Raw genomic sequence first — 21,984 nt, 5'->3', positions numbered from 1 at the left:
TAGAAAGGAATTTTAAATATGAGAATTACTTTGCTTGACGAGCTGGATCTGGCGCATTGGGTTACCGTTAACGCCAAAAGGGAAGGTGTCAAAGATGTTGCCGTCGATATTTCAAAATCTCGGGAGGTGAGCGTCAGTTTTCGCGACGGCAAGATGGATGAACTTAAAGAATCTACGCGGAAATCGATGACCCTCGGTATTTATGTCGATAACAAATATTCCAGCCATACTACCAACGATATGAGGCGTGATTCAGTGATTGAGTTTATTAAAAAGGCGGTAGCTATGACAAAATATCTCGGGGAAGATAAATATCGGCAATTACCCGACCCGAAATATTTCCAGGATATGGAATATCAGGACCTGCAAATTCGAGACGTGTCTTATGAGACTATTCAATCCAATCAAAGAGTTGAATTGGCACGGACTTTGGAAGAAGGAGGTCGTCAAAGAAGTGACAAAGTGATTTCCTGCACCGGAGAGTACGGTGATAATTTTACCGAATCTCTTAAGGTGACAACCAATGGATTTGTCGGTGAGAAAATCTCGACTTCGTTTTATGCTTATTGTGATGCGTCTATCAAAGATGATCAGGGTAATATTGTTGAGGGATCCGATAACACAAATATGCGGCATTTTGAGGATCTGGATAATTCTGGAAAAATCAGCCATACCGCGGTCGATCGAGCCCTGAGGAAAATCGGGCAAAAGAAAATCGCTTCCGGCGTTTATGATATGATTGTGATCAATCGCCGTGCGAGTCGGATATTGGGGACTGTCCTGAGGTCGCTGTCGGGTCGTTCGCTCCAGCAGAAAAATTCTTTTCTTATTGACATGTTGGATAATAAAATAGCATCGGATATTCTTACCATAGTTGATGACCCTTTTATACCCAGAGGCATCGGTTCGCGCCTGTATGACCGGGAAGGGATGGCGGCTCACAAAAGATCCATAATTGAGAATGGGGTATTAAAATCATATCTTATTGATTCATATTATGGCCGGAAACTGGGAATGGAGCCTACCGGGGGAGGGACATCTAATCTTATTCTAAATTATGGAGAAAAATCCCTGGATGAAATGGTAGCCGAAATGAAACGAGGCATTTTGGTAACCGGTTTTCTTGGGGGAAGTTCCAACGAAACAACGGGAGATTTTTCATACGGCGTCAACGGATTTTTGATTGAGGATGGAAAAGCTATTCAGCCAATCAATGAGATGAATATTTCGGGGAATTTCAAAGACCTGTTGAATCGATTAACGGAAATCGGGAATGATCCCCACCTCATTTCGTCTCAAAGATTTGCCAGCCTTAAATTCGAGGATGTTCAATTCAGCGGACTTTAGACAAGTGATAATAGATTCTTACTCGGAGGCGGATTAAGACCCGTCTCTTTTTATTTGATATGCATAACAAAGTCTCATATAATTAATTATGCAAAGCAAGCCAGAATCCGGAATTTATGTTAAAGGGAATGATTCATGCGAAAAGTATATATAATGATTTTTGTCCTTGCGATTTTAGGTATTTTCTTAGTGCTTAATGCCTGTGAGTCGGAAAAAATATCCCGGGAGATTCCTTTAGAAGTATTATTTAGTGTTAGTGAAATCGCAAATCCGCTGTTATCACCAAATGGGGATAAAGTCGCCTATTTGGGTTTAATCGGAAATTTATACAATATTTTTATTTTCGATATTGCCACATCAGAGAAAACGCAAATTACGCATGATGCTCAGCAAGGAATAAAAAGTCATATCTGGTCAGGGGATGGTTCCAGGGTTCTCTATTTGCGTGACGTTGAGAGTAAGGGTTATAACAAATTATTCGATTACGATTTGGCTACTGGGGAAGTCCGCGAGTTGACACCGATGGATGGAATCAATGTACAGATATTAAAAGTAAGTCAGGATTGCCCCAATTCGGTTATTATTAGTTTCGGAAGCATAAATGATTATGCACCGCATGTTTATAAGGTTGATTTGGTAAGCGGGAACTTCGAGCTTATAGCCGAAAACTCGGGCACAGTTTTAGGTTGGTTAATTGATCATGATTTGAATGCTCGCGGAAGTCTTGAGGCAGGTCAGGACGGCCAGTATAATTTCATGGTCACCGATACGGTGGCGGGTAAATGGCGAAAGATTATAACCTGGAATCCCGAGGATATGCTAACCAGCAGCCCGGTTGGATTTTCTGCCGACGGTCAATACGCTTTTATTCTCAATTCGCAGGAGGGGAACACGAGTCGTCTTCAACAAATAAACATAGCTTCAGGAAAGGTAGAGACCATCGCCGAGGATAATATCTTTAACGTTTTTGGCGCTATTTTTCATCCCCGGACCGGCAAAGTTCAGGGTGTTATATTTGAAAAAGAGCGTGAAGAAACGATAATCCTGGATGATGCTATCCGAGATGATATTGAAGCGATAAAAAATTTGCATCATGGGGATTTCTTTATCAGCAGTCGCGATAAAAACGATGAAAACTGGCTGATTGGATTCAAAACCGATAATGGTCCCGTGCCGTTTTATTTGTATAAGCGGAGCAATAAAAAGGCGATTCATTTCTTTAATAATAACACCAATATGGAAAATTATGAGTTCGCGTCAATGGAGTCAATTTCATTTTCCGCCCGTGACGGTTCGACGATATATGGATATATTACTTTTCCCGTTGGTCTGGAAAAAAAGAACCTGCCTTTAGTTGTTTGCGTTCATGAAGGACCCTGGAATCGCGACCGTTGGGTATATGATTCAGAAACCCAATGGCTGGCGAATCGGGGGTATATATGCCTGCAAATTAATTACCGGGGATCGACCGGCTTCGGTAAGAAATTTTATAATGCCGGCAATAAACAGTGGGGAATGGCCATGGTCGATGATCTGGTTGACGGTGTATTATGGGCTGTCGAGAAAGGCTATGCCGATCCAAATCGAGTCGCGATTTGGGGATGGCGATACGGGGGCCATGCGGCGCTGATGGCGGCCATTCGGTATCCTGATGTTTTTTCCTGCGTGGTCGATGTTTGCGGATATTTGAATTTGGAAACTCTCATCAAGGCGATCCCGGCATCGTACAGCAGCCAGATTTTAATGTTCCGCAATCGGGTCGGCGACCCAACATTTGAACTTGATATATTACAAAAGGCATCCCCGATTAATTATGCTGATAGTATTATCACACCGTTATTAATCGTACAAGGAGGCCGTGACAGGTTAGTATTACCGCGGGAGGCTGACTCAGTAATAGAATCTTTAGTCAGGCGCGGAATTGATAACGAGTATTTGCTATTTGATAATGAAGGACATGGTTTGTCGATGTCCTCTAATCGATTGCTCTTTTATCAGACCTCCGAAGAGTTCCTGAGAAAGCATCTTGGCTCACGTAAACAAAACTAGTTAGTATTTGGTGTATATACGGCAATTAATAGATAATTATGTGGTCGTTCAAAAAAATAAAAAATTGCTTAAGCTTCATATGGAATACAATAGAATATTATTCCAAAGGTATCTATAACCGAACGGGCGAACATCATATTTTTCTATTGGCCAGCGGGCTGTCGTTTTCGATTTTTATCTGTATCATACCGCTGGCGCTTATTGTTTTCGCCGTATTGGGTTCTCTATTCGAACAACCGTCAATCGTTAATGAAATCAATGGATTTATCGATCGGGTTATTCCTTACAAAGATTATGCCGAAGACGTCAAATTATTCGTCTTTGCCCGTCTCGAAGAATTTAAGATATACCGCGGTGTCGCGGGTATTATTGGTTCGGTTGGACTATTATTCGCATCTTCCGGGCTGTTCAGCAGCATGCGGACTATCCTGAATATGGTATTTCGGGCCCGTCGTTCTCAATCGGTGTTGATTGGCAAATTGCATGATTTGGGGCTGGTTATCCTCGTCCTGGTTTTCTTTTTATTATCCGTCATGATTATTCCCGCCTTTGGAATCGCCAAGAGATTCGCCGATAAAGTTGAGCTTCTCAGCAGTTTCCGCACTGATTTTATTGAGGGTGCCGTTCTTTTGGCTATTTCATTTGTCATTATTGCGGGAGCCTTTTACTTAATATATTTTCTGGTTCCGAATTTCAGATTAGGCAGTAAAATTATTTGTGTGGGGGCTCTTTCTGCGGCCTTGCTCTGGCATATCGCCGAACGGTTATTCGGTTACTATATTTCGAATTTCATTACTCTGAAGCTCATATATGGAACGTACGCTTTTTTGATAGTTTTGGCATTCTGGATATTCTACACTTCTTTGGTATTCATTTTGGGAGCGGAGATTGGACAACTGTATAGAGAAAGGCATTAGTCGTCGAAGTATCAAGAATTATAACGCAATTTGTGCCCTATATCAATTTGGATAATTGCGCGACCGAGTCAATAATCGCATCGGGAACGATTTTTGATTTACTAACTAAGTCTTCACGATATTTTCCTGTCTTCACTAATACGCCGCGAAGCCCTGCGTTTTGCGCGCCACCTACGTCGGATTCGATATCATCGCCGATCATGATCACTTCGGCGGGCGCCAAATTCATGTCTTCAACGGCAGCGGTGAAAAACTCCGGGCTGGGCTTGCCGATAACGATTGCCTTTTTACCCGAGGCGTATTCCAAACCGGTAATAAAGACGCCTATATCGATATGCAGCCCGTCCGGTTCCCGCCAATAACGTCCCTTGTGAAGCGCGATTAATTCGGCCCCTTCAATCAAAAATCGGAAAATCCGATTCATGATTTCATAATTCCATTTATCCCAGATGTCTCCAATGATGACATAATCCGGATTTGTATCGGTTTGAGCAAATTCAGAAAAATCATCTTTCAAATCGTCATTCAGGCATAGATAGCATTTAGGCTGCCCGATTTTTCTTAAATATCTGATAGCCGCCTGTGGGGCGGATATTATTTCTTCCTGTTTAATTGGCAAGCCCAAGGATGTTATTTTCCGGAAAAGCACCCCCCTGGATTTAGTCGTCGTATTAGTTGAAAAACGGCAGGGAATCTGTTTCTGGCGCAGATATTCTATTGCTTCGACGGCGCCGGGGATGATTTGATTGCCAATATATAAAACGCCGTCAAGATCAAACAGGACGCCTTTGATATCCTCAAATTTCCTCATAAAAATTATCTCTTAGTTGAGTCTAAATAGTTACGAACAAGTATAAAAAAACTGGAGCATATAGCCATCAATTTTATTATTATTGGGAATTAAAAATGCGTGGTAATCTTAAGTGGGAGTAAAAAATGGCCAGGAATTTTGCCATAATCGGAGTTGGCGGATTCGTCGCACCCCGACATTTGAAGGCAATAAAAGATACCGGAAATAATCTTGTCGCCGCCGTCGATCCCAGCGATTCGGTCGGTATCATTGATAAATATTTTGATAACGTCAGTTTTTTCGTTGAGTTTGAGCGTTTCGATCGCCACATAGAAAAACTGCGCCGGTTGGGGAAAGACATGCGGGTCAATTACGTCAGCATCTGTTCGCCCAATTATCTCCATGACGCGCATGTCCGTTTTGCCCTGAGAGTCAACGCCGACGCCATCTGTGAAAAACCGCTGGTTTTGAATCCCTGGAATATAGACGCTCTCTCGGAGCTTGAACAGGAAAGCGGCCGCCGGGTTTACACGGTCCTGCAATTGCGCCTGCATCCGTCGTTGATTGAATTGCGGGAAAAGTTGCTTAAGAAAGGCGGCGATAAAATTCATAATGTCGAACTGACCTATATAACCTCACGAGGACGCTGGTATGATGTTTCATGGAAAGGCCAGATTGAACGCTCGGGTGGAATCGCGACTAATATTGGCATTCATTTCTTTGACCTGTTGATATGGTTGTTTGGCGATGTTAAATATAATGAGGTTCACATTGCGGAAAAAACAAAATCGGCCGGTTATCTGGAACTGGAACGGGCCCGCATAAAATGGATGTTATCGACTGACCGCTCGGATCTGCCGGAAAACGCCGTTAAGAACGAACCGCCGACGTATCGCTCGATTACCATTGACGGCAATGAAATCGAGTTTTCGGGAGGGTTTACCGATTTGCATACGGCCGTGTATCAGGATATTCTTAATGGCGGCGGATTCGGCCTTGACGAGGTTCGTCCCTCGATAACTCTGGCGCATGATATCCGCGAGGCGGAATCTATCGGGCTGAATGAAAACACGCATCCACTCCTGAAGGTCAGATGACTTGACTATGAAGTCGGCCAATATGCATATGGTTATTGCTCTCATATTTATCTTAGGGACGATTATATGGGCGGCTGACGATCCTCAAAATCCTCGTGTAACTATAAGTTTGGGAAACGTCGAAGTTTCCTCAAACGATTCCGTCATTGTGTTGCCCGTTTATTTTTCCAATCCTTATGATACTGTTTCCGGCGTTGAGCTTCATGTGCGCATTGAAGAAAACCGTCATGTCGTTTTCGCCATAGATGATATCGGTGAAGACGGTTTGGTCGAAGCGATTGATACGTCGGGGACGCTGATATCCGGCTGGGAATGGGTCGGTGTGAATTCAGGAGAAGAAAATCAATACGATTTTATGCTGGCGACCATGGCCGATTGGCCGGACGGAACCGTGACACAGCCTCTCTATCCTCAGGAGAGGGGAGTGCTGGTCAAACTTGTTTTTCGACAGGATGATTTGTTTCCGTTTACGATGGATACCCATATAAAAGCGGTTATAGAAACCGAACGGACGGGGATTTCGGATTATTCGGGCAATTCTATCGGTGTCGTGACGACGATAGAAAAGCAATGCGAAAGGTACGTCGGCGATTCGTGCCTGTCCTGGAAAAAGGTTCGCGTCGGCAAACTTGACACGACGGTCGTGAAGTTTCGTCATGGTTCGATAAGTATTGTTGATGAGCTATTATCCACTAAATTGAATCCGGATTTTTTGGCTCTGGAAGGTGCCTATCTGGGTCAGACTCCTCCCGATTCTATTCCCGAGATTTTCGCTCCGGGAATCGTCTCCAAGCAAGGAAGTTATGAATATGGCCTGGCGATTTCGCCAGATGGCGATGAAATATTTTTTACGACTTCGAAACCAGGTGATGGATTGATGGTAACTCAGCAGATTGATAGTGTATGGACCAATCCGGTAATGGCCAATCTCAAGGGCGACGGCATCTGGGAATTTGAGGCTTTTTATACAGTCGATGGACAAAAATTGTATTTCTCATCGCATCCCGGTGACTGGAAATCAAGAATATGGGTTAGCGAAAAAATATCATCCGGATGGTCAAAGGCGAAAATTCTGGAATCGCCGGTAAATTCCGCCGATGTTTTTTGGGCGACTTTTACTGCCGACAGAACGATGTACTTTACCAATATTAATGAATCGATGATATACAGATCTAAGCTGGATGATGGTTATTATAAAGAGATTGAAAAAGTTAATATATCTTATGGGGCGCATCCGTTTATCGCACCCGATGAAAGCTTTGTGTTATTCAATGGCGAGGGAGATCTATTTATCAGTTATCGATTAGATGATAATACCTGGACGGAACCGCAAAAACTGAATGACAATATTAATACTGCATTTATGGAAACATGCCCGTCGCTTTCGCCTGATGGCCGGTATTTGTTTTTCAGCCGCTATGATGAACCGGAGAAGAAATCGAATATATATTGGGTGAAGGCCGATTTTATCGAGCGTTTCAGGCCTGGACAATAGATTATTAACATAGTCTGCCGAGGACCTCACAGCTTCGTTTCGGGAAAAAGAAAAAATCAGCAGGTAATTCTCAAAATCCTCATCCAATGGGTGGTGTAAGAATATATTGCCAGTCGGTTAAATAAGACATGAAACCCTTATGAGAATCTACCGGAATAAGTATTCCAGTAGGGCGGGATCCCGGCCTACTCGCTACCTGACGCTTTGATCGGATATTCGCAAAGCTCTGAGATTATCGGTTAGCAACCGCCACATAGTTTTTTCGGTGTTGGCGCGGATTGAGAGAAAACATCCTCTGCATTGATTGGATTTGGAGAATTTCTCCACGAGTTCTTTACGGCTGTTGTAGCGCGTGTCGATAAGCATGGCGCAGGGCGTCAGACGCCCGTCGGGATTTACCACCAACGACCGCCAGCCGGCCTGGCACCGGGGCATTTGCTTGCCGTTTTCAAAAAATTGGCAGTATTTATGAAGAACGCGCCGTGATGTCATTACCGATCGATAAGATTTACCCGGATTATAGATATCGTCAATAATCGCCCGGAGTTTGATAGTGTCTTCCGGATGTTTAAGGCAGAAAGACATTTCATTTGTTCGTAACGGAGTATAAACTGAAAAATTCAGTTTGGCTCCCCAGCTTTCGACCAGGTGGGCGATTTCCTTGATGTGAGGGTAATTTTTGCGCGTAATGCAGGTATTAATGGCAACATCGTTTTTCCCGTATGACAGCAATTTCGGAACCAGTTTGCTGACATGATTAAACAGGCCGGGAATACGACGGTTTTCATCATGACGCGTGTCGGGATAATCAAGCGAAATCGAATAATGCCTGATCCCGGCTTCATTAAGTTTATGATATTTTTCAACTGTCAGCAGATGAGCATTGGTGATTAGTACCAGGAATGGCGGTTTGTTGGGTCGGTGCAACGCCCGCACGATCTCCGGCAAGTCTTTTCGTATGAGGGGTTCGCCTCCGGCGATCTGAATCATGCTGGGGTCCAGCTCATCGCATATCCTACCGTATTCTGATGCCCCGACGGCATTGTCCACCTGGCTTGCTCCCTTATCGCAATGCTGGCAATTGGCGTTGCAATTGTGCGTTACTTCAACGGCAATGCAAAGCGGCCTTTTCAGTATAATATTTTTGAGAGAATGGGCCGCCATTCTAACTGCCAGCGAGGTCGGAATTTTTTCCGGAATTTTTTCATCCATGAGTGATATTTTATTTTTGACCATATGAGATAATAAGGAAAAAGGGCGCTTAATCCAACTAATTATAACCCTGTGATAGATGATAATTATCATACACGCAAATGACCCGAATATAATCCAGTCGGGAACCTGTATCGTAAAGCCAATTAAAGCGAGCAGGCAATATCGGGGAAAACGGCCGAGGGCCAGCGCCATCAGGTATTTCATTAGCGGATATTTGGACGCACAAACCATGAATTTGAATGGGAAAAAGGGCACAGGAGTTAAGCCAGCTAATGCCAGTGAGATAAAAGGGGCTTTATAAAACCAATAGTCTGCTCTCCGGTAAGTTTTACTCGATTTATATTTGGATGAATATGGCAGATTGAGGACCGGCATAAAAAATTTGTAGTCGAGATAGCCCGCTATCAGGGTGCCGATCACGGCCGCCGTCGATAAGTATAAAATATTTACCGTTTTGCCATACCAGATTAGAACCGGTTCGTGGGGAAAGATTGAAATGGCGCAATTGGAAGGAATAGAATATAAAAGAATAGTCCAGTAAGGATAAACATCGGGTTTGACTGAAATCATATATATCCCGACCGCGCCAATTGCCAGCAGGATTATGCCAAAAGCATATGTTGTTGGGGTCATTTGCGTAAATTTTTGTTCTGTTTCTAATCGCATCCCATCACCCAATAATTCGCCTGCCTATAGGCATTCACTTTAGCAGAAATGTTCTTTAAAGCACATACCAGGCAGCAGCCTGCCCCTGGGATGGATTCCCGCCTTTGCCGGAATGATAATTTTAATAAATCCTGAATATGATAAATTAATATTGCCGTGACAGGATAAGTTAAATACATAATTGTTGTCAAGGGCCAATTATATTAATCCTCTAATATGTTGCCTTAATTGCCATCAACTACGGAGAATTGCAGGGAAATTATCAAACGTCAGGAATTTCAGAATAATTTGAGTAATCAGGAGATACCCTCCCGCTAAATTCGCTTGACTTAGGGGCGATAAAAAGTAATATATAAGCCTTGTGATGCTGGGGTAGCTCAGGTGGTCAGAGCGCCTGACTGTGGATCAGGAGGCCGGCGGTTCGATCCCGCCCCCCAGTATTTTTTTATTTATATCAACGCACAATGAGTAAAAAAAAGAACAAACCAAAAAAGATAAAGCCGGAAGTCCTCAAGGGTTTCAAAGACTATCCGCCTTCCGAAGAGATTGCGCGACAAAAACTTGTGGCGGTGTTTCGGGAGGTGTTCGAATCTTTCGGATTTTCCCCGCTGCAAACTCCGGCTCTGGAACGGGTCGAAGTTCTCAAAGGTTCTGATTACGGGCAGGAAAATCTGGAGACGATTTTCAGCTTTGTCGGGCCGGAAAAAACCGACATGGCTCTGCGGTTTGAAATGACGGCTTCGCTGGCGCGGTATGTCGCCGGAAATCCGGATTTGCCGTTGCCGTTTCGTAGATATCAAATCGGTCCGGTCTGGCGCGTTGATAAACCGGGACCCGGACGGTTCCGTGAATTTACCCAGTTCGATATTGATTCGGTGGGGACGTCGAGCATGCTGGCCGATGCCGAGATCATGGCGGCGATTTGCAAATCGTTTGAGAAGCTCGGCCTGCCTAATTATAAAGTCAAATACTCCAATCGCAAAATATTAAATGGTATCTGGAAATATGTTGGTATTCCAGATGAAAAAGCCCAAGATGTATTTCGAGTACTTGATAAGCGTGAAAAGCAGGGAATGGAAGCGGTCAAACTCGAACTTGGCTCCGGGCGCACAGATAAATCAGGCGATAAAATTCAGGGATTAAATCTACCTGAATTTCAAATACGAATGATAATGTGGTTTTTACTTCTTAAACCAACAAAATCTACAGATGTATTAACAATGGCTGAGAGATTATTGAAATTTGCCCAATTTTCGAAAGATATGAAAGAGGTTGAAAGCGAATTTGGTTGGACAGAAGCCATTTCGCAAATGAAATTGGGCGAAATTTCCATGCAAGAAATTGAAGGGCGTCAACCTGAAGCAGGCATTAGGGAAGCGCAAGAGGGGATTGAAGAGTTAAGACTGATTGCATCCTATCTCAAAAATCTGGGTGTCCCGGAAGAAAAAGCTGAGGTTGATTTAACTATTGTTCGTGGACTCGGATATTATACCGGGCCGGTGTTTGAAACGGTTCTGGAAGATATTCCCGAGGTTGGGTCGGTCTTTGCGGGGGGACGTTATGACGGCTTGGTCGAGCGGTTTCTCGGGCGCAAGATTCCGGCAACGGGAGCATCGGCCGGAATTGACCGGCTTCTGGCAGCGCTGATGCTCAAGGGTGTTATTAAAACCGAGCCGACGATATCGGAAGTTTTGGTGACGGCGATGGATAAAGAACGAATGCCCGATTATCTCCAAATTCTTAACGAAATCAGAGGCGCGGGTATAAAGGCTGAGATATTTTTGGGGGAAACCAGGAATTTCACCAAGCAGGTCAAATACGCCGACCGGGTCGGTATTCCTGTAGCCGTTATTCTCGGTTCAGACGAATTTGAAAATAGTCAGGTGACGGTGAAAAATCTTGTGGCGGGCAGAGTCCAGGCCGAAGAGGTGGCCGACCGCGAAGAATGGCTCAAGGCGGAAAATATCCAGGTGACTATTCCGAGAGACAAGATGTTGGATTATCTAAAAAAACTACTGGGTGAAATTAAAAAATCATAGTTAACGTTCAATTTATATCTCTAAAAAAATATTTATTTGTTTTTTGACCTTAATCAATTCCCAAAAAACGTATGATTATTAATTTATGGATAAGATTATGAGGTGGTTTAATGGAAGCTGTACAACAAGAAACGACAACAATAAAAAGCGGCAATAAACGCAAGGATTTTTCGACCCGTAAATTTAGGTTCTGGGCGCAGATATTTTCTCTGGGGGTAAGTATCTGGATCGGCCTGGAGTTTTATTTGTTCGTCCGGTATTTGGAAGCCGGAAGAATTACGGCGATGGCCCCGACTCGCCCGCCGGGAGTGGAAGGTTATCTGCCGATTTCGGGTCTGATATCTCTCCGGGATTGGTTTATCACCGGAGTATTGAACAATATCCATCCGGCCTCGTTGGTTATACTTCTCACCATAATCCTGATTTCATTTGTATTCAAGAAAAGCTTTTGCAGTTGGGTTTGTCCGGTGGGGTTTATATCGGAAATGATCGGCAATATTGGCGATTACCTCGTTAATAGAAAATATTCGCCTTTCAAGTTTTTGAAAGGAAATAAGGATGATAAAAAAGAAACCCCTGTCCGGTTGAAGTTTCACCCTTTTCTTGATTATCCTTTGCGCTCGCTGAAATATCTGCTTCTGGCGTTTTTTGTTTATGCGGTCTTTTTCCAAATGTCGGCTTTGGATATCAGGCAATTTGTGGAATCGCCTTATAATAAAGTCGCCGATATTAAAATGATGAAGTTTTTCATCGACATTGACACTTTTGGTCTCTGGACAATAATAATTCTATTCGGTCTTTCGATATTTCTGAGGGGATTTTGGTGCCGGTATCTTTGCCCGTACGGAGCCTTGGTTGGCCTGTTCTCATTGGTCGGCTCGGCCAAAATCAGGCGCGATGAAAATGTCTGTATTTCCTGCGGGAAATGCGCGCAGGCCTGCCCGTCATTTATAAAAGTGGATACAGTCAGGCAGGTTATTTCGGATGAATGCTCAGGTTGCCTTGACTGTGTTGATGTCTGTCCGGCCATAAGATCGTTAAGCCTCGGTATGGCCGGATCGAAGAAAGGGATTTCGAAACGGGTATGGGCTTTTTCCCTCATTGTAATATTTTGGAGCATTTTGGCCGGTTTTAAATTGTTTGGGCCATGGCAAAACTCAATTTCCACTGAAGAATATATGTATCATACCGAAAGGATGGAAGGGGGAGAGTATAATCATCCCGGCAGGTGAAAATGACTGATTTTACGGATATCGCACCGTTCTATGATAAAATGACCGGGTACGCCGATCGATTGATCGGTGATTTCGGAACTATCAAACATCTCGTTAAGAAATTTAATTTTAAGAATGCGCTCGATGCCGGTTGCGGCACCGGCGTGCATAGCATTATCCTATCCAAAATCGGTGTCGATACAATCGGATTGGATTCATCGGAACAGATGCTCGAAATGGCCCGAGCCAACGCTCTGAAAGAAGGCGTCGAAATCCAATTTGAAAAAGAGTTTTTTGAATCAATGCCGAATGAATGGACTGATAAATTCGACTCAGTATTCTGCCTGGCAAATTCCTTGGTCGGTGTTGAAACCGGCGAGCGATTATCTCTGGCGATGAAATCTTTTAACCGGGTTTTATGTCCCGGTGGCACGGCCATATTACAATTGGTTAATTTTATCAAATACCGCAAGGAAAACAAACGGATTATCAAAGTATCGTCTGATGAAAATCTTACCTTTGTTCGGTTTTTTGATTTTGAAAAAGAAGTGACTCGCCTTAATGTCCTTGTAATCGAATATGATATGGGACAGGTCAAGCATAAATTTATTTCGCAACCGATCCTCCCGATAAATACCGAAGTAATTGCGGTCGCGGCGAAAATTGGCGGTTTTTCATCGATTGAATTTTTCTCCGACTTATCATTAACCGATCCATTTTCGAATGATGCCGACAATATGATCGTTGTCCTGACAAAATAGTCTTATCTTGGCTATATACTTTTTCCCGATTTAATCCGATAAAATTAATGATACAACTGGTCAAAAAGACATTATGATCCGTCTTGAGTTATAGAGCTGAAAGGCTGTTGTTATGATAGGATTAATGGGAGCTCTTGAGGAAGAGATTGATCTTTTCCGGAGTTACGCCGAGATTGAAAAAGAGTATAGATTTGCCGGTATGGATTTCTATCGCGGCACGATTGACGAGGAGCCGGTAGTCATTGTTCAATGTGGTGTCGGGAAAGTGAATGCCGCCATCTCAACTCAGATTCTCATAGATAGGTTTGACGTAGACAGCGTCTTATTAACCGGCCTGGCCGGTTCACTAGTACCGTATTTGCAACAGGGCGATATCGTGGCGGCCAATTATCTGGTCCAGCATGACGTTGATCTGACCGCCTTTGGTCGACGGCCGGGTGAGCTTCCTTCGGTGGGGCGTATGATTGAGACCGATCCGGGTATGCTAAAACGAATGAATGATGCCTATGATGCCGTATATGGAGAACAGCCTAACCGACCACAGTTGGTTGTTGGGACTATAATTTCCGGAGATAAATTCGTATCCGAAAAGAAAATGATTGCCTCGCTTCAAAGAGAATTCGGCGCCGTGGGGACGGAAATGGAAGGGGCAGCGGTAGCTCATGTGTGTCAGTTAAACACTGTTCCTTTTTTGGTGATTTGCACGATTTCAGATGATTCATCCAGTCATGCCACGGGGCAGTTTAAGGTATCACTTGAGAACGCGCCTATAAATGTTTTCGCGATGATAAGACATTTTATAGGCATCGAAAATCTACAGACGGTTGGCTGAGAAAAATGCCGCCCAAAAATATTCTAAATTTTATTTTTACTTTCGGAAACAATCCCGGCAATTTCGTGTTGACACAATCGAAACCAAAATTATATTAAGGTGTCATATAACAATGAATCAAGCACGCGCAATCTTCGGGAGTCAATATGTTTAAGAAATTGCTTGTTGCCCCCCTCACTGTGGCAACACTAATACTATTCTCCGCCCAAATATCAGCCGTACCGCCTTCACCGGAAGTTATTCAAAAACTTAAAGATGAAGGCAAATACGAACAATTTTTGAATACCATGGCTTCCGCCCACGCCAAGGGTGTTGACGCACCGACTGTCGGCAATGACGGCAAGTTACGTACTCCTTTGGCTTCACTATCAACAGTCAAAGCGTTAGTAATCCTGATTGACTTTGATGATAAGCCGTATACCGCCGGTTATACGGCGGGTACACCCCAGGATTTTCATGACTTGTTATTTTCGGAGGGAGTTATACCCACCGGTTCCATGCGGGAATACTATATTGAAAATTCTTACGGCGAAGTATATATGGAAGGCGATATTGCCGGGTGGTACCGGGCGCCCGAGTTTTCGGATTATTATGTGAATTTTTGTGACGGTTCGCATGGATTTGGCGACTATCCCAATAATGCCCAAAGACTGGTTGAGGACGCCATTGAACTGGCCGATCCCGATGTTGATTTTTCGCAATATGACAATGACGGCGACGGCTGGGTTGACGCCCTGTTTATCGTTCATTCCGGAACCGGTTATGAGAATACCGGAAACCACTGTGAAATACACTCTCATGCCTGGGTTATCAATCAGACATTAAGAGATGGTGTGCAAATCTGGGGGTATTCAATGGAGCCGGAAGAAAGTCCCATTAGCGGTGGGCTAATTCCTATTGGCGTCTATTGTCACGAATTGGGTCATGTTTTCGGACTGCCCGATTTATATGACTATGACTATTCATCACCTGGTGTTGGTCGTTGGTGCGTCATGGCCGGCGGAAGCTATAATGGCAATTCCCGAACACCTTCGCATTTTAGCGTCTGGTGCAAGGCTCAACTAGGATGGGTAAATCCCGTTATCGTCAATGATAACATGACCGACGTTGATATACCGATAGCTGCCTGGAATCCGGTATCATATAGACTCTGGGGTGGTGGCATGATTGGCTCCGAATATTTTCTTGTCGAGAATCGGCAAAAACAGGGATTTGATGCGGCTCTGCCCGGAAGTGGTATCTTAATCTGGCACATTGATGAAACGGTCACAACCGGCAATGATAATGAATGGCATAAATTGGTGGCGTTGGAGCAGGCTGACGGAAATTTTGATCTTGAGAATAATAATAATTCGGGAGATAGGTATGATCCTTATCCCAGTCCGGCGGGAGTAACTGAATTTGGCGTAGAAACGATCCCCAATTCTAACGATTATGACGATCAGGATACCCAGGTCGGGGTATGGAATATTTCTTCGTCCGACTCAATTATGGCAGCCAATTTTGATATCATGTGGAATCGGCCCAATCTCTTGTTTCTCCAGGCTAATTTCACTGACGGTGGCTATGGAGACGGAGACGGCGTAATGGAGCCGGGCGAAACAATATTGCTTTTTGTTGAGGTTGAAAATATCTGGGCTGATGCCGAAGGAGTTGATTTAACGGTTTCGGTCAATGATCCGGCGGTAATAATCAACACCCCCTTCGCGACTCTGGGTGATATCCCTCATGGCGCGACGGCAGGGAATGTCGGATTTCCCATTTCGTTTACGATACCGGAAAACTATCAGCCTCGAATTGATACTTTCTTTTTTGAGTTTACCGGAAATAGCGGCGAATATAATCAAATTACGCCAATGCAGAAGAATGTCGGTTCCAACGGAGTGCTGATTATCGATGATGATAACGACGATGATTATGATGAGTATTATATCGAGCACTTAACGGCCGAATTGCTGCCGCATATTAATCTTGATAAATCGACTACTCCCATAACTGGAACGGATTTGACCAAACATAATACCGTGATATGGCTTACCGGGGAGTATCAGACCAGTCCCTTATCATTAAGCGATATTTCCGCCTTAAAATATTTTATGGAAAACGGCGGCAGCCTATTTTTGACGGGACAGGGGATTGCCGCCCAGCTCGCTACTCTCGATAATGACTTCTTGAATAATTATCTGCGGGCAGAATACGTTTCAACCTCGATGATTCCACCGGTGATACCGAATATTGAGGGTCAGGTTCTCAACGAACTGGACACGCTGAATATTCAGGGATATATGGGCGCCAGTAATCAATCTAACCCGGATCATCTTAATGCAGTCAACGACGGCGTAGTCGAGGCCAATTATGTTATCACTGAGCAAGCGGCGGCTGTTTCATATTCCGGCGATTATAAATTGGTATTTTTTGGTTTCGGCTTTGAAGCCATCGGCGAGGATGAAACTCGTTTCGCCAAACGCTCTGATGTGTTTTTAAAAGTTCTGGAATTCCTGGGCGAGATTAATAATTATGTTCCGGGGGATGCCAATGGAGACGGCGATGCTAATGTCGGTGATGCCGTTTATATAATTAATTACGCATTTAAGAGCGGTCCGACACCCATACCGATTGAGGCCGGTGATGCCAATGGAGATTGTGGCACCAATGTCGGCGATGCCGTTTATTTGATAAGTTATATCTTTAAGGGCGGCCCGGATCCGTTACCAGGGTGCAATTAGTCTAATTAAGGCGGATGATTGGTCCGCCTTTTTTTATCCTTCCAATTCAATTTCCTTTTGTTCTTGAAAACGATAGCTGTATTTGTTATAATCGCTTACGCAATGACTTAGTGGAACATTATAATCCGGGAGATAGTATATGCCTTTCAATAAAGTAGATAAAATCTGGATGAACGGAAAATTGGTCGATTGGGATGATGCCAAAATTCATATTTTGTCCCATGTTGTCCATTATGGTTCGTCGATTTTTGAGGGAGAGCGGGTCTATGAGACTTCTAAAGGACCGGCCTGTTTCCGTATGTATGATCATACCGATCGGTTATTTAATTCCGCCAAAATCTATCGAATGGAAATCCCCTATACCAAAGACGAAATTAATAAGGCACGAATTGACCTCATTAACGTCAATAATCTCAAATCTTGTTACGTCCGGCCGTTGGTTTATCGCGGATATGAAAACCTGGGTGTTGATCCCGGTTCATGCCCGGTTGATGTCGCCATCGCCGTCTGGCCCTGGGGCAAATATCTCGGGGAAGAGGCTCTCGAAAAAGGCGTTTCCGTTTGCGTCTCATCCTGGACTCGCCCGGCCGGGAACACCTTTCCCATGATGGCAAAATCGGGAGCTAATTATGCCAATTCTCAGCTCATCAAGCAGGAAGCCATGATGCGAGGATACGCCGAGGGCGTAGCTTTGGACGTAAACGGCATGGTTTCCGAAGGCTCGGCTCAGAATATATTTCTTTACTGGCGAGATATTTTATATACGCCGTCATTATGCAATTCGATATTGCCCGGTATAACTCGAGACACAGTCATTACGCTGGCAAAAGATATGGGTATCAAAGTTGTCGAAACTTCGATTCCCCGCGAAATGCTTTATATAGCCGATGAGGTTTTCTTTACCGGTTCCGCCGTTGAGGTCACTCCGATTTCCAAAATAGACGATATCGAAATCGGTTCCGGGCGCGCCGGTAAATTGACGAAGGCTTTGCAAAAGAAATATTTCGATATTGTCGAGGGCAGGATCGAAGATAAATATAATTGGCTGACCTATGTCAATCAGCCGGAATCAATTAGATCTCAGGTGTGACTATGAAATTAGCAATCGGGTCAGACCATGCGGGCTTTGAATTAAAGGAAAAGGTTAAAAGGATACTTGAAGAGTGGGGTCATGAAATAATCGACTTTGGCACCGACTCAATAGATTCAGTTGACTATTCCGACTTTGCTATTAAAGTAGCCCGGGCTGTGGCGTCAAATGAAGTTGAACGCGGCATAGCTATTTGCTGGACGGGGAATGGCGTTACTATAGCATCCAATAAAATAGACGGCATACGCGCAGCAATGGGATTAAGCCCCGATATGGCTATGCTGTCGCGGTCACATAATAATTCCAACGTGTTGACACTCGCCTCAAAGTATGTGTCAAAAAATGAATTACGAGAAATACTTAAAATTTGGCTTGAAACAGAATTTGAGGGCGGCCGGCATGCTCGACGGTTGTCGAAAATTCCAAACTCGGGTATGACGGAAAACCAAACGGAGAAATAATTAATGTCTCATATAAAACAAACTGACCCGGAACTTTATGAGGCGCTGACGTCAGAGGCCAAAAGACAGGCTTTTAAGCTGGAACTGATCGCCAGTGAAAATTTTGTTTCCGAGGCGGTTCTTGAAGCCGCCGGCGGTGTGATGACCAATAAATACGCCGAAGGTTACCCTGGGAAAAGATATTATGGCGGATGCGAGCATGTCGATGTGGCTGAAAACCTGGCCCGCGACCGGGCTAAAGAATTGTTCGGCGCGGAGCATGTCAACGTTCAGCCTCATTCCGGCTCTCAGGCAAATATGGCCGTTTATTTTTCCGTCTTGAATCCGGGCGATACCGTCATGGGGCTGGATCTTTCCCATGGAGGACACCTAACTCACGGTCATCCGATTAATTTTACTGGTCGATTTTATAACATCGTTCCATATCAGGTTGATCCCGAAACCGAAGTTATTGACTACGACGCGTTGAAAAAGCAGGTTGAGGAAGTAAAACCCAGGATAATTGTTGCGGGTGCGTCAGCTTATCCTCGAACGCTTGATTTTGAGAAATTCCGCGAAGCCGCCGATTCCGTCGGTGCTTACCTGATGGTTGATATCGCTCATATCGCCGGTTTGATTGTTGCCGGGTTGCATCCTTCGCCGGTTCCGTCTGCCGATTTTGTCACGACCACGACTCATAAGACCCTCCGAGGTCCGCGGGGCGGGATGATTATGTGCAAAGCGAAATACGCCGAAGAATTGGATAAAACGGTCATGCCGGGCATTCAGGGCGGACCTTTGATGCATATTATTGCCGCCAAAGCGGTCGCTTTCAAAGAAGCGATGACCGATGATTTCAAATCTTATCAAAAGCAGATAGTTGCCAATGCCGCTCAGTTGGCTCAATCTTTGATTGATAAAGGTATCAAACTGGTATCCGGCGGAACCGATACCCATTTAATGCTAATGTCGTTTATTGGTCAGAAACGGGGCGACGGCAAAAAGATTACCGGCAAAATGGTTGAGAGGGCGCTGGATAAGGCCAATATCACGGCCAATAAAAATATGGTGCCGTTTGATCCGGCCAAGCCGTTTGTGACTTCGGGAATCCGGCTGGGGACTCCGGCCGTGACAACGCGAGGAATGAAAGAACCCGAGATGGATCAGATAGCCGGGTTTATCGCCCGAGTTGTTGAAAATCTCGGAGAAAAAGAAGTATATGCCGTGGTGGCCGAAGAAGTCCGGCAATTTTGCGCGAAATTTCCGCTATATGTTGAAAGACAGCAATAACGGATTGGAGATTGCTGCGTATCTATGGGGAGTCGCATAAAAAGGAGAATTGAGAAATGATCGCGCAGTTTACCATATTTCCGGTCGGAGCCAGGGAATCTTTATCAAAAGATGTTGCGAAAATACTTGACATTATCGATAAATCTGGCCTTACTTACCGCTTCACTTCGATGTCAACTCAGGTCGAAGGAAGCTGGGACGAGGTGATAGCTCTAATTAAGAAATGCCGTGACAGCATGCGGAGAGCGCATAATCGGGTTTATCTCTCGATTACGATTGATGACCGCAAAGGCGCCCGTAAAAGGCTGGACGGAAAAATTGAAAGTGTTGAGAACGTCTTAAATAGAAAGCTGCAAAAATGAGCGAATACCGCATTGGTTATATTACCGCGCCGGGGGAAGTCGCCGAGCAGATTGCTCAAACTCTGGTTAAAGAAGAGTTGGCGGCCTGCGTTAACATTATCGATCAAATGCTGTCACTTTACCGCTGGGAAGGCCAGGTCGAAAAGGCGCATGAATCTTTGCTGATCGTGAAATTCATGTCCGAAAAGACCGACGAGCTAATCCAGCGAGTTCGTGAAATTCATCCATACGAGGTTCCCGAGTTTATTGCCTATGATATAACCACCGGAAATCCAGACTATCTCGATTGGCTGGCCGGAAAAGAAATCAATGTCGACGATCTTGAAATAGATGATGAAGATCTCGATCTTGATGAGGACGAAGAGGGCGAAGACGTATCGGGCGACGAAGATAAGTCAGTTGCTAAAGAGGAGGAAGTCGAGGAAGAAGAAGATAAATAAATGAAATTTCGCAAAGTCACCGGTGGTTTTCTTGTCCGTCTCGACAAGGGTGAAGAGGTAATCGAAAGTCTTCAGGCTTTTATTGCCAAACAGAAAATCCCCGCCGGTGTTTTGCAGGGCATTGGAGCCGTCAGAAATATTCAAATCGGATATTTCGATACCCGCCGTAATAAGTATCAAACCAAACAAATTAATAAAACGATCGAAGTCGTCAGCCTGATCGGCAATATCAGTTATATTAACAAAAGGCCATTCGTGCACGCCCATATTACCGTAGCTGATTCCAATTACAAACTCACCGGAGGGCATTTTTTCAAAGGCGAGGTCGCGGTTACGCTCGAAGTTTTTATCCGCGTATTAAATAAAAAGCTCAATCGTAAAAAAGATCCAAAGACGGGGTTCAATTTTTGGGATCTGTAATTACTCTCACGACCGATTTTGGAAGTTGTGACGGCTATCAGGGCGTTCTTGAAGGCGTTATATACGGCATTAATCCGAATGCCAGGGTTGTCACGATCAGCCATGAAATTCCTCCGCAGGATATTGCCGGGGGATGGTATCTGATCAAAACTCATCACCGGTATTTTCCTCCGGGAACGGTGCACGTCGCGGTTGTCGATCCGGGCGTAGGGAGCAAACGGAAAATCATTGCTGTAACCACATGCAAATATAAATTTATCGCTCCCGATAACGGGTTGCTGTCGTTTATTCCAAATAAGGAAATTATTTCTATTCATTCGGTAACCAATCGCAAATATGCCCTCGCGGAAATATCGCCGGTGTTTCATGGACGAGATATTATGGCCCCGGCGGCGGCTTATCTGTCTTTAGGGATTAATCCGTCATGCCTTGGTCGTGCCAGTAAGACCATATCAGAATTGCCGAATATTAAGCCCATCCGGAAGAAAAATAAAATCTTTGGGCGGGTTATCTGGGTTGACCGGTTTGGGAATATGATTACCAATATCGAATCGACGCGGAATTTGGATAAGAAAAGTGTCAGCGTTAACGGGGAAGAGGTCGGTCCAATCCAAAAATGTTTTTCGGATGTCAAATCGGGGAAACTTGTGGCCTATATCGGTTCGGGCGGGCATCTCGAGATCGCCGTACGCAACGGCTCGGCGTTTGATTATTTTTCCCTCAAAAAAATATCCGATTTTGAGATTGTGGTTGCGTAATCTATTTTTATCATATACAATTGGATTCGCGAATAT

The 21,984-nt window shown here is 44.4% G+C and carries 19 protein-coding genes and 1 tRNA gene; 18 read left to right on the top strand and 2 right to left on the bottom strand.

Features of this window, described 5'->3' with window-relative positions; translation table 11 throughout:
• Positions 1 to 18 precede the first annotated feature (18 nt).
• The 3 genes from V3V99_00785 to V3V99_00775 all read left to right on the top strand — a co-directional run bounded on the left by V3V99_00785 (position 19) and on the right by V3V99_00775 (position 4,313).
• On the top strand, positions 19 to 1,347 hold the full coding sequence (locus V3V99_00785; protein MEE9441190.1) for a TldD/PmbA family protein: 1,329 nt from the start codon (positions 19 to 21) through the stop codon (positions 1,345 to 1,347).
• Positions 1,348 to 1,482: 135 nt separating this feature from the next.
• Entirely contained in the window at positions 1,483 to 3,396 is a 1,914-nt protein-coding gene (locus V3V99_00780) for a S9 family peptidase (protein MEE9441189.1), read from the top strand.
• Between the two features lie 38 nt (positions 3,397 to 3,434).
• The gene (locus tag V3V99_00775) at positions 3,435 to 4,313 is read left to right on the top strand and encodes a YihY/virulence factor BrkB family protein (protein ID MEE9441188.1); all 879 of its coding nucleotides are present in this window, start codon (positions 3,435 to 3,437) and stop codon (positions 4,311 to 4,313) included.
• 37 nt (positions 4,314 to 4,350) lie between these two features.
• Here the strand turns inward: V3V99_00775 and V3V99_00770 are convergent, their stop codons facing one another.
• On the bottom strand, positions 4,351 to 5,124 hold the full coding sequence (locus V3V99_00770; protein MEE9441187.1) for a TIGR01458 family HAD-type hydrolase: 774 nt from the start codon (positions 5,122 to 5,124) through the stop codon (positions 4,351 to 4,353).
• 125 nt (positions 5,125 to 5,249) lie between these two features.
• Between V3V99_00770 and V3V99_00765 the strand changes: the two genes are divergently transcribed.
• Both V3V99_00765 and V3V99_00760 read left to right on the top strand, forming a co-directional pair.
• Entirely contained in the window at positions 5,250 to 6,200 is a 951-nt protein-coding gene (locus V3V99_00765; protein ID MEE9441186.1) for a Gfo/Idh/MocA family oxidoreductase, read from the top strand.
• A 7-nt stretch (positions 6,201 to 6,207) separates the two neighbouring features.
• Complete coding sequence (locus tag V3V99_00760; GenBank protein MEE9441185.1) at positions 6,208 to 7,695, top strand: hypothetical protein; 1,488 nt, start codon at positions 6,208 to 6,210, stop codon at positions 7,693 to 7,695.
• A gap of 192 nt (positions 7,696 to 7,887) precedes the next feature.
• Here the strand turns inward: V3V99_00760 and V3V99_00755 are convergent, their stop codons facing one another.
• A complete protein-coding gene (locus tag V3V99_00755; protein MEE9441184.1) occupies positions 7,888 to 9,576 on the bottom strand; it encodes a radical SAM protein in 1,689 nt (562 codons plus the stop codon).
• 366 nt (positions 9,577 to 9,942) lie between these two features.
• Here V3V99_00755 and V3V99_00750 point away from each other — a divergent pair.
• From V3V99_00750 to V3V99_00690, 13 genes are all read left to right on the top strand, one after another.
• Positions 9,943 to 10,016, top strand: a tRNA-His gene (locus tag V3V99_00750).
• 24 nt (positions 10,017 to 10,040) lie between these two features.
• Positions 10,041 to 11,615 (top strand): histidine--tRNA ligase, encoded by a 1,575-nt coding sequence (hisS, locus tag V3V99_00745; protein ID MEE9441183.1) that lies wholly within the window; start codon positions 10,041 to 10,043, stop codon positions 11,613 to 11,615.
• A gap of 110 nt (positions 11,616 to 11,725) precedes the next feature.
• The gene (locus V3V99_00740) at positions 11,726 to 12,847 is read left to right on the top strand and encodes a 4Fe-4S binding protein (GenBank protein ID MEE9441182.1); all 1,122 of its coding nucleotides are present in this window, start codon (positions 11,726 to 11,728) and stop codon (positions 12,845 to 12,847) included.
• Between the two features lie 2 nt (positions 12,848 to 12,849).
• Positions 12,850 to 13,590 (top strand): class I SAM-dependent methyltransferase, encoded by a 741-nt coding sequence (locus tag V3V99_00735; GenBank protein MEE9441181.1) that lies wholly within the window; start codon positions 12,850 to 12,852, stop codon positions 13,588 to 13,590.
• A gap of 112 nt (positions 13,591 to 13,702) precedes the next feature.
• On the top strand, positions 13,703 to 14,422 hold the full coding sequence (locus V3V99_00730; GenBank protein MEE9441180.1) for a 5'-methylthioadenosine/adenosylhomocysteine nucleosidase: 720 nt from the start codon (positions 13,703 to 13,705) through the stop codon (positions 14,420 to 14,422).
• Positions 14,423 to 14,568: 146 nt separating this feature from the next.
• Positions 14,569 to 17,148: a M6 family metalloprotease domain-containing protein gene (locus V3V99_00725; protein ID MEE9441179.1), complete on the top strand. Its 2,580-nt coding sequence runs from the start codon at positions 14,569 to 14,571 to the stop codon at positions 17,146 to 17,148.
• A 139-nt stretch (positions 17,149 to 17,287) separates the two neighbouring features.
• Complete coding sequence (locus tag V3V99_00720) at positions 17,288 to 18,238, top strand: branched-chain amino acid transaminase (GenBank protein MEE9441178.1); 951 nt, start codon at positions 17,288 to 17,290, stop codon at positions 18,236 to 18,238.
• 2 nt (positions 18,239 to 18,240) lie between these two features.
• Entirely contained in the window at positions 18,241 to 18,699 is a 459-nt protein-coding gene (gene rpiB / locus V3V99_00715; GenBank protein ID MEE9441177.1) for a ribose 5-phosphate isomerase B, read from the top strand.
• Positions 18,700 to 18,702: 3 nt separating this feature from the next.
• The gene (gene glyA / locus V3V99_00710) at positions 18,703 to 19,968 is read left to right on the top strand and encodes a serine hydroxymethyltransferase (GenBank protein MEE9441176.1); all 1,266 of its coding nucleotides are present in this window, start codon (positions 18,703 to 18,705) and stop codon (positions 19,966 to 19,968) included.
• A gap of 56 nt (positions 19,969 to 20,024) precedes the next feature.
• Positions 20,025 to 20,330 carry an MTH1187 family thiamine-binding protein gene (locus V3V99_00705; GenBank protein ID MEE9441175.1) on the top strand — a complete coding sequence of 102 codons (306 nt, stop codon included), beginning with the start codon at positions 20,025 to 20,027 and terminating at the stop codon, positions 20,328 to 20,330.
• Positions 20,327 to 20,770: a divalent-cation tolerance protein CutA gene (gene cutA, locus V3V99_00700; GenBank protein ID MEE9441174.1), complete on the top strand. Its 444-nt coding sequence runs from the start codon at positions 20,327 to 20,329 to the stop codon at positions 20,768 to 20,770. The genes V3V99_00705 and cutA overlap by 4 nt, the downstream gene beginning before the upstream one ends.
• Entirely contained in the window at positions 20,771 to 21,190 is a 420-nt protein-coding gene (locus tag V3V99_00695; GenBank protein MEE9441173.1) for a PPC domain-containing DNA-binding protein, read from the top strand. It abuts the gene before it with no gap.
• Positions 21,178 to 21,948 carry an SAM-dependent chlorinase/fluorinase gene (locus V3V99_00690; protein ID MEE9441172.1) on the top strand — a complete coding sequence of 257 codons (771 nt, stop codon included), beginning with the start codon at positions 21,178 to 21,180 and terminating at the stop codon, positions 21,946 to 21,948. The genes V3V99_00695 and V3V99_00690 overlap by 13 nt, the downstream gene beginning before the upstream one ends.
• The last annotated feature ends 36 nt before the right edge of the window (positions 21,949 to 21,984 follow it).

Source organism: Candidatus Zixiibacteriota bacterium (assembly GCA_036480375.1).
Classification (GTDB): Bacteria; Zixibacteria; MSB-5A5; order GN15; family JAAZOE01; genus JAZGGI01.
This window is presented reverse-complemented; position numbering and strand designations above follow the sequence as displayed.

Excerpts from the sequence above, each read along its gene's own strand:
- glyA (MEE9441176.1), top strand. The coding sequence starts at position 18,703 with ATGTCTCATATAAAACAAACTGACCCGGAACTTTATGAGGCGCTGACG.
- V3V99_00725 (MEE9441179.1), top strand. The coding sequence starts at position 14,569 with ATGTTTAAGAAATTGCTTGTTGCCCCCCTCACTGTGGCAACACTAATA.
- V3V99_00760 (MEE9441185.1), top strand. The coding sequence starts at position 6,208 with ATGAAGTCGGCCAATATGCATATGGTTATTGCTCTCATATTTATCTTA.
- V3V99_00695 (MEE9441173.1), top strand. The coding sequence starts at position 20,771 with ATGAAATTTCGCAAAGTCACCGGTGGTTTTCTTGTCCGTCTCGACAAG.
- hisS (MEE9441183.1), top strand. The coding sequence starts at position 10,041 with ATGAGTAAAAAAAAGAACAAACCAAAAAAGATAAAGCCGGAAGTCCTC.
- V3V99_00740 (MEE9441182.1), top strand. The coding sequence starts at position 11,726 with ATGGAAGCTGTACAACAAGAAACGACAACAATAAAAAGCGGCAATAAA.
- V3V99_00765 (MEE9441186.1), top strand. The coding sequence starts at position 5,250 with ATGGCCAGGAATTTTGCCATAATCGGAGTTGGCGGATTCGTCGCACCC.
- rpiB (MEE9441177.1), top strand. The coding sequence starts at position 18,241 with ATGAAATTAGCAATCGGGTCAGACCATGCGGGCTTTGAATTAAAGGAA.
- V3V99_00770 (MEE9441187.1), bottom strand. The coding sequence starts at position 5,124 with ATGAGGAAATTTGAGGATATCAAAGGCGTCCTGTTTGATCTTGACGGC.
- V3V99_00755 (MEE9441184.1), bottom strand. The coding sequence starts at position 9,576 with ATGCGATTAGAAACAGAACAAAAATTTACGCAAATGACCCCAACAACA.
- V3V99_00730 (MEE9441180.1), top strand. The coding sequence starts at position 13,703 with ATGATAGGATTAATGGGAGCTCTTGAGGAAGAGATTGATCTTTTCCGG.
- cutA (MEE9441174.1), top strand. The coding sequence starts at position 20,327 with ATGAGCGAATACCGCATTGGTTATATTACCGCGCCGGGGGAAGTCGCC.
- V3V99_00705 (MEE9441175.1), top strand. The coding sequence starts at position 20,025 with ATGATCGCGCAGTTTACCATATTTCCGGTCGGAGCCAGGGAATCTTTA.
- V3V99_00775 (MEE9441188.1), top strand. The coding sequence starts at position 3,435 with ATGTGGTCGTTCAAAAAAATAAAAAATTGCTTAAGCTTCATATGGAAT.
- V3V99_00780 (MEE9441189.1), top strand. The coding sequence starts at position 1,483 with ATGCGAAAAGTATATATAATGATTTTTGTCCTTGCGATTTTAGGTATT.
- V3V99_00735 (MEE9441181.1), top strand. The coding sequence starts at position 12,850 with ATGACTGATTTTACGGATATCGCACCGTTCTATGATAAAATGACCGGG.
- V3V99_00785 (MEE9441190.1), top strand. The coding sequence starts at position 19 with ATGAGAATTACTTTGCTTGACGAGCTGGATCTGGCGCATTGGGTTACC.
- V3V99_00720 (MEE9441178.1), top strand. The coding sequence starts at position 17,288 with ATGCCTTTCAATAAAGTAGATAAAATCTGGATGAACGGAAAATTGGTC.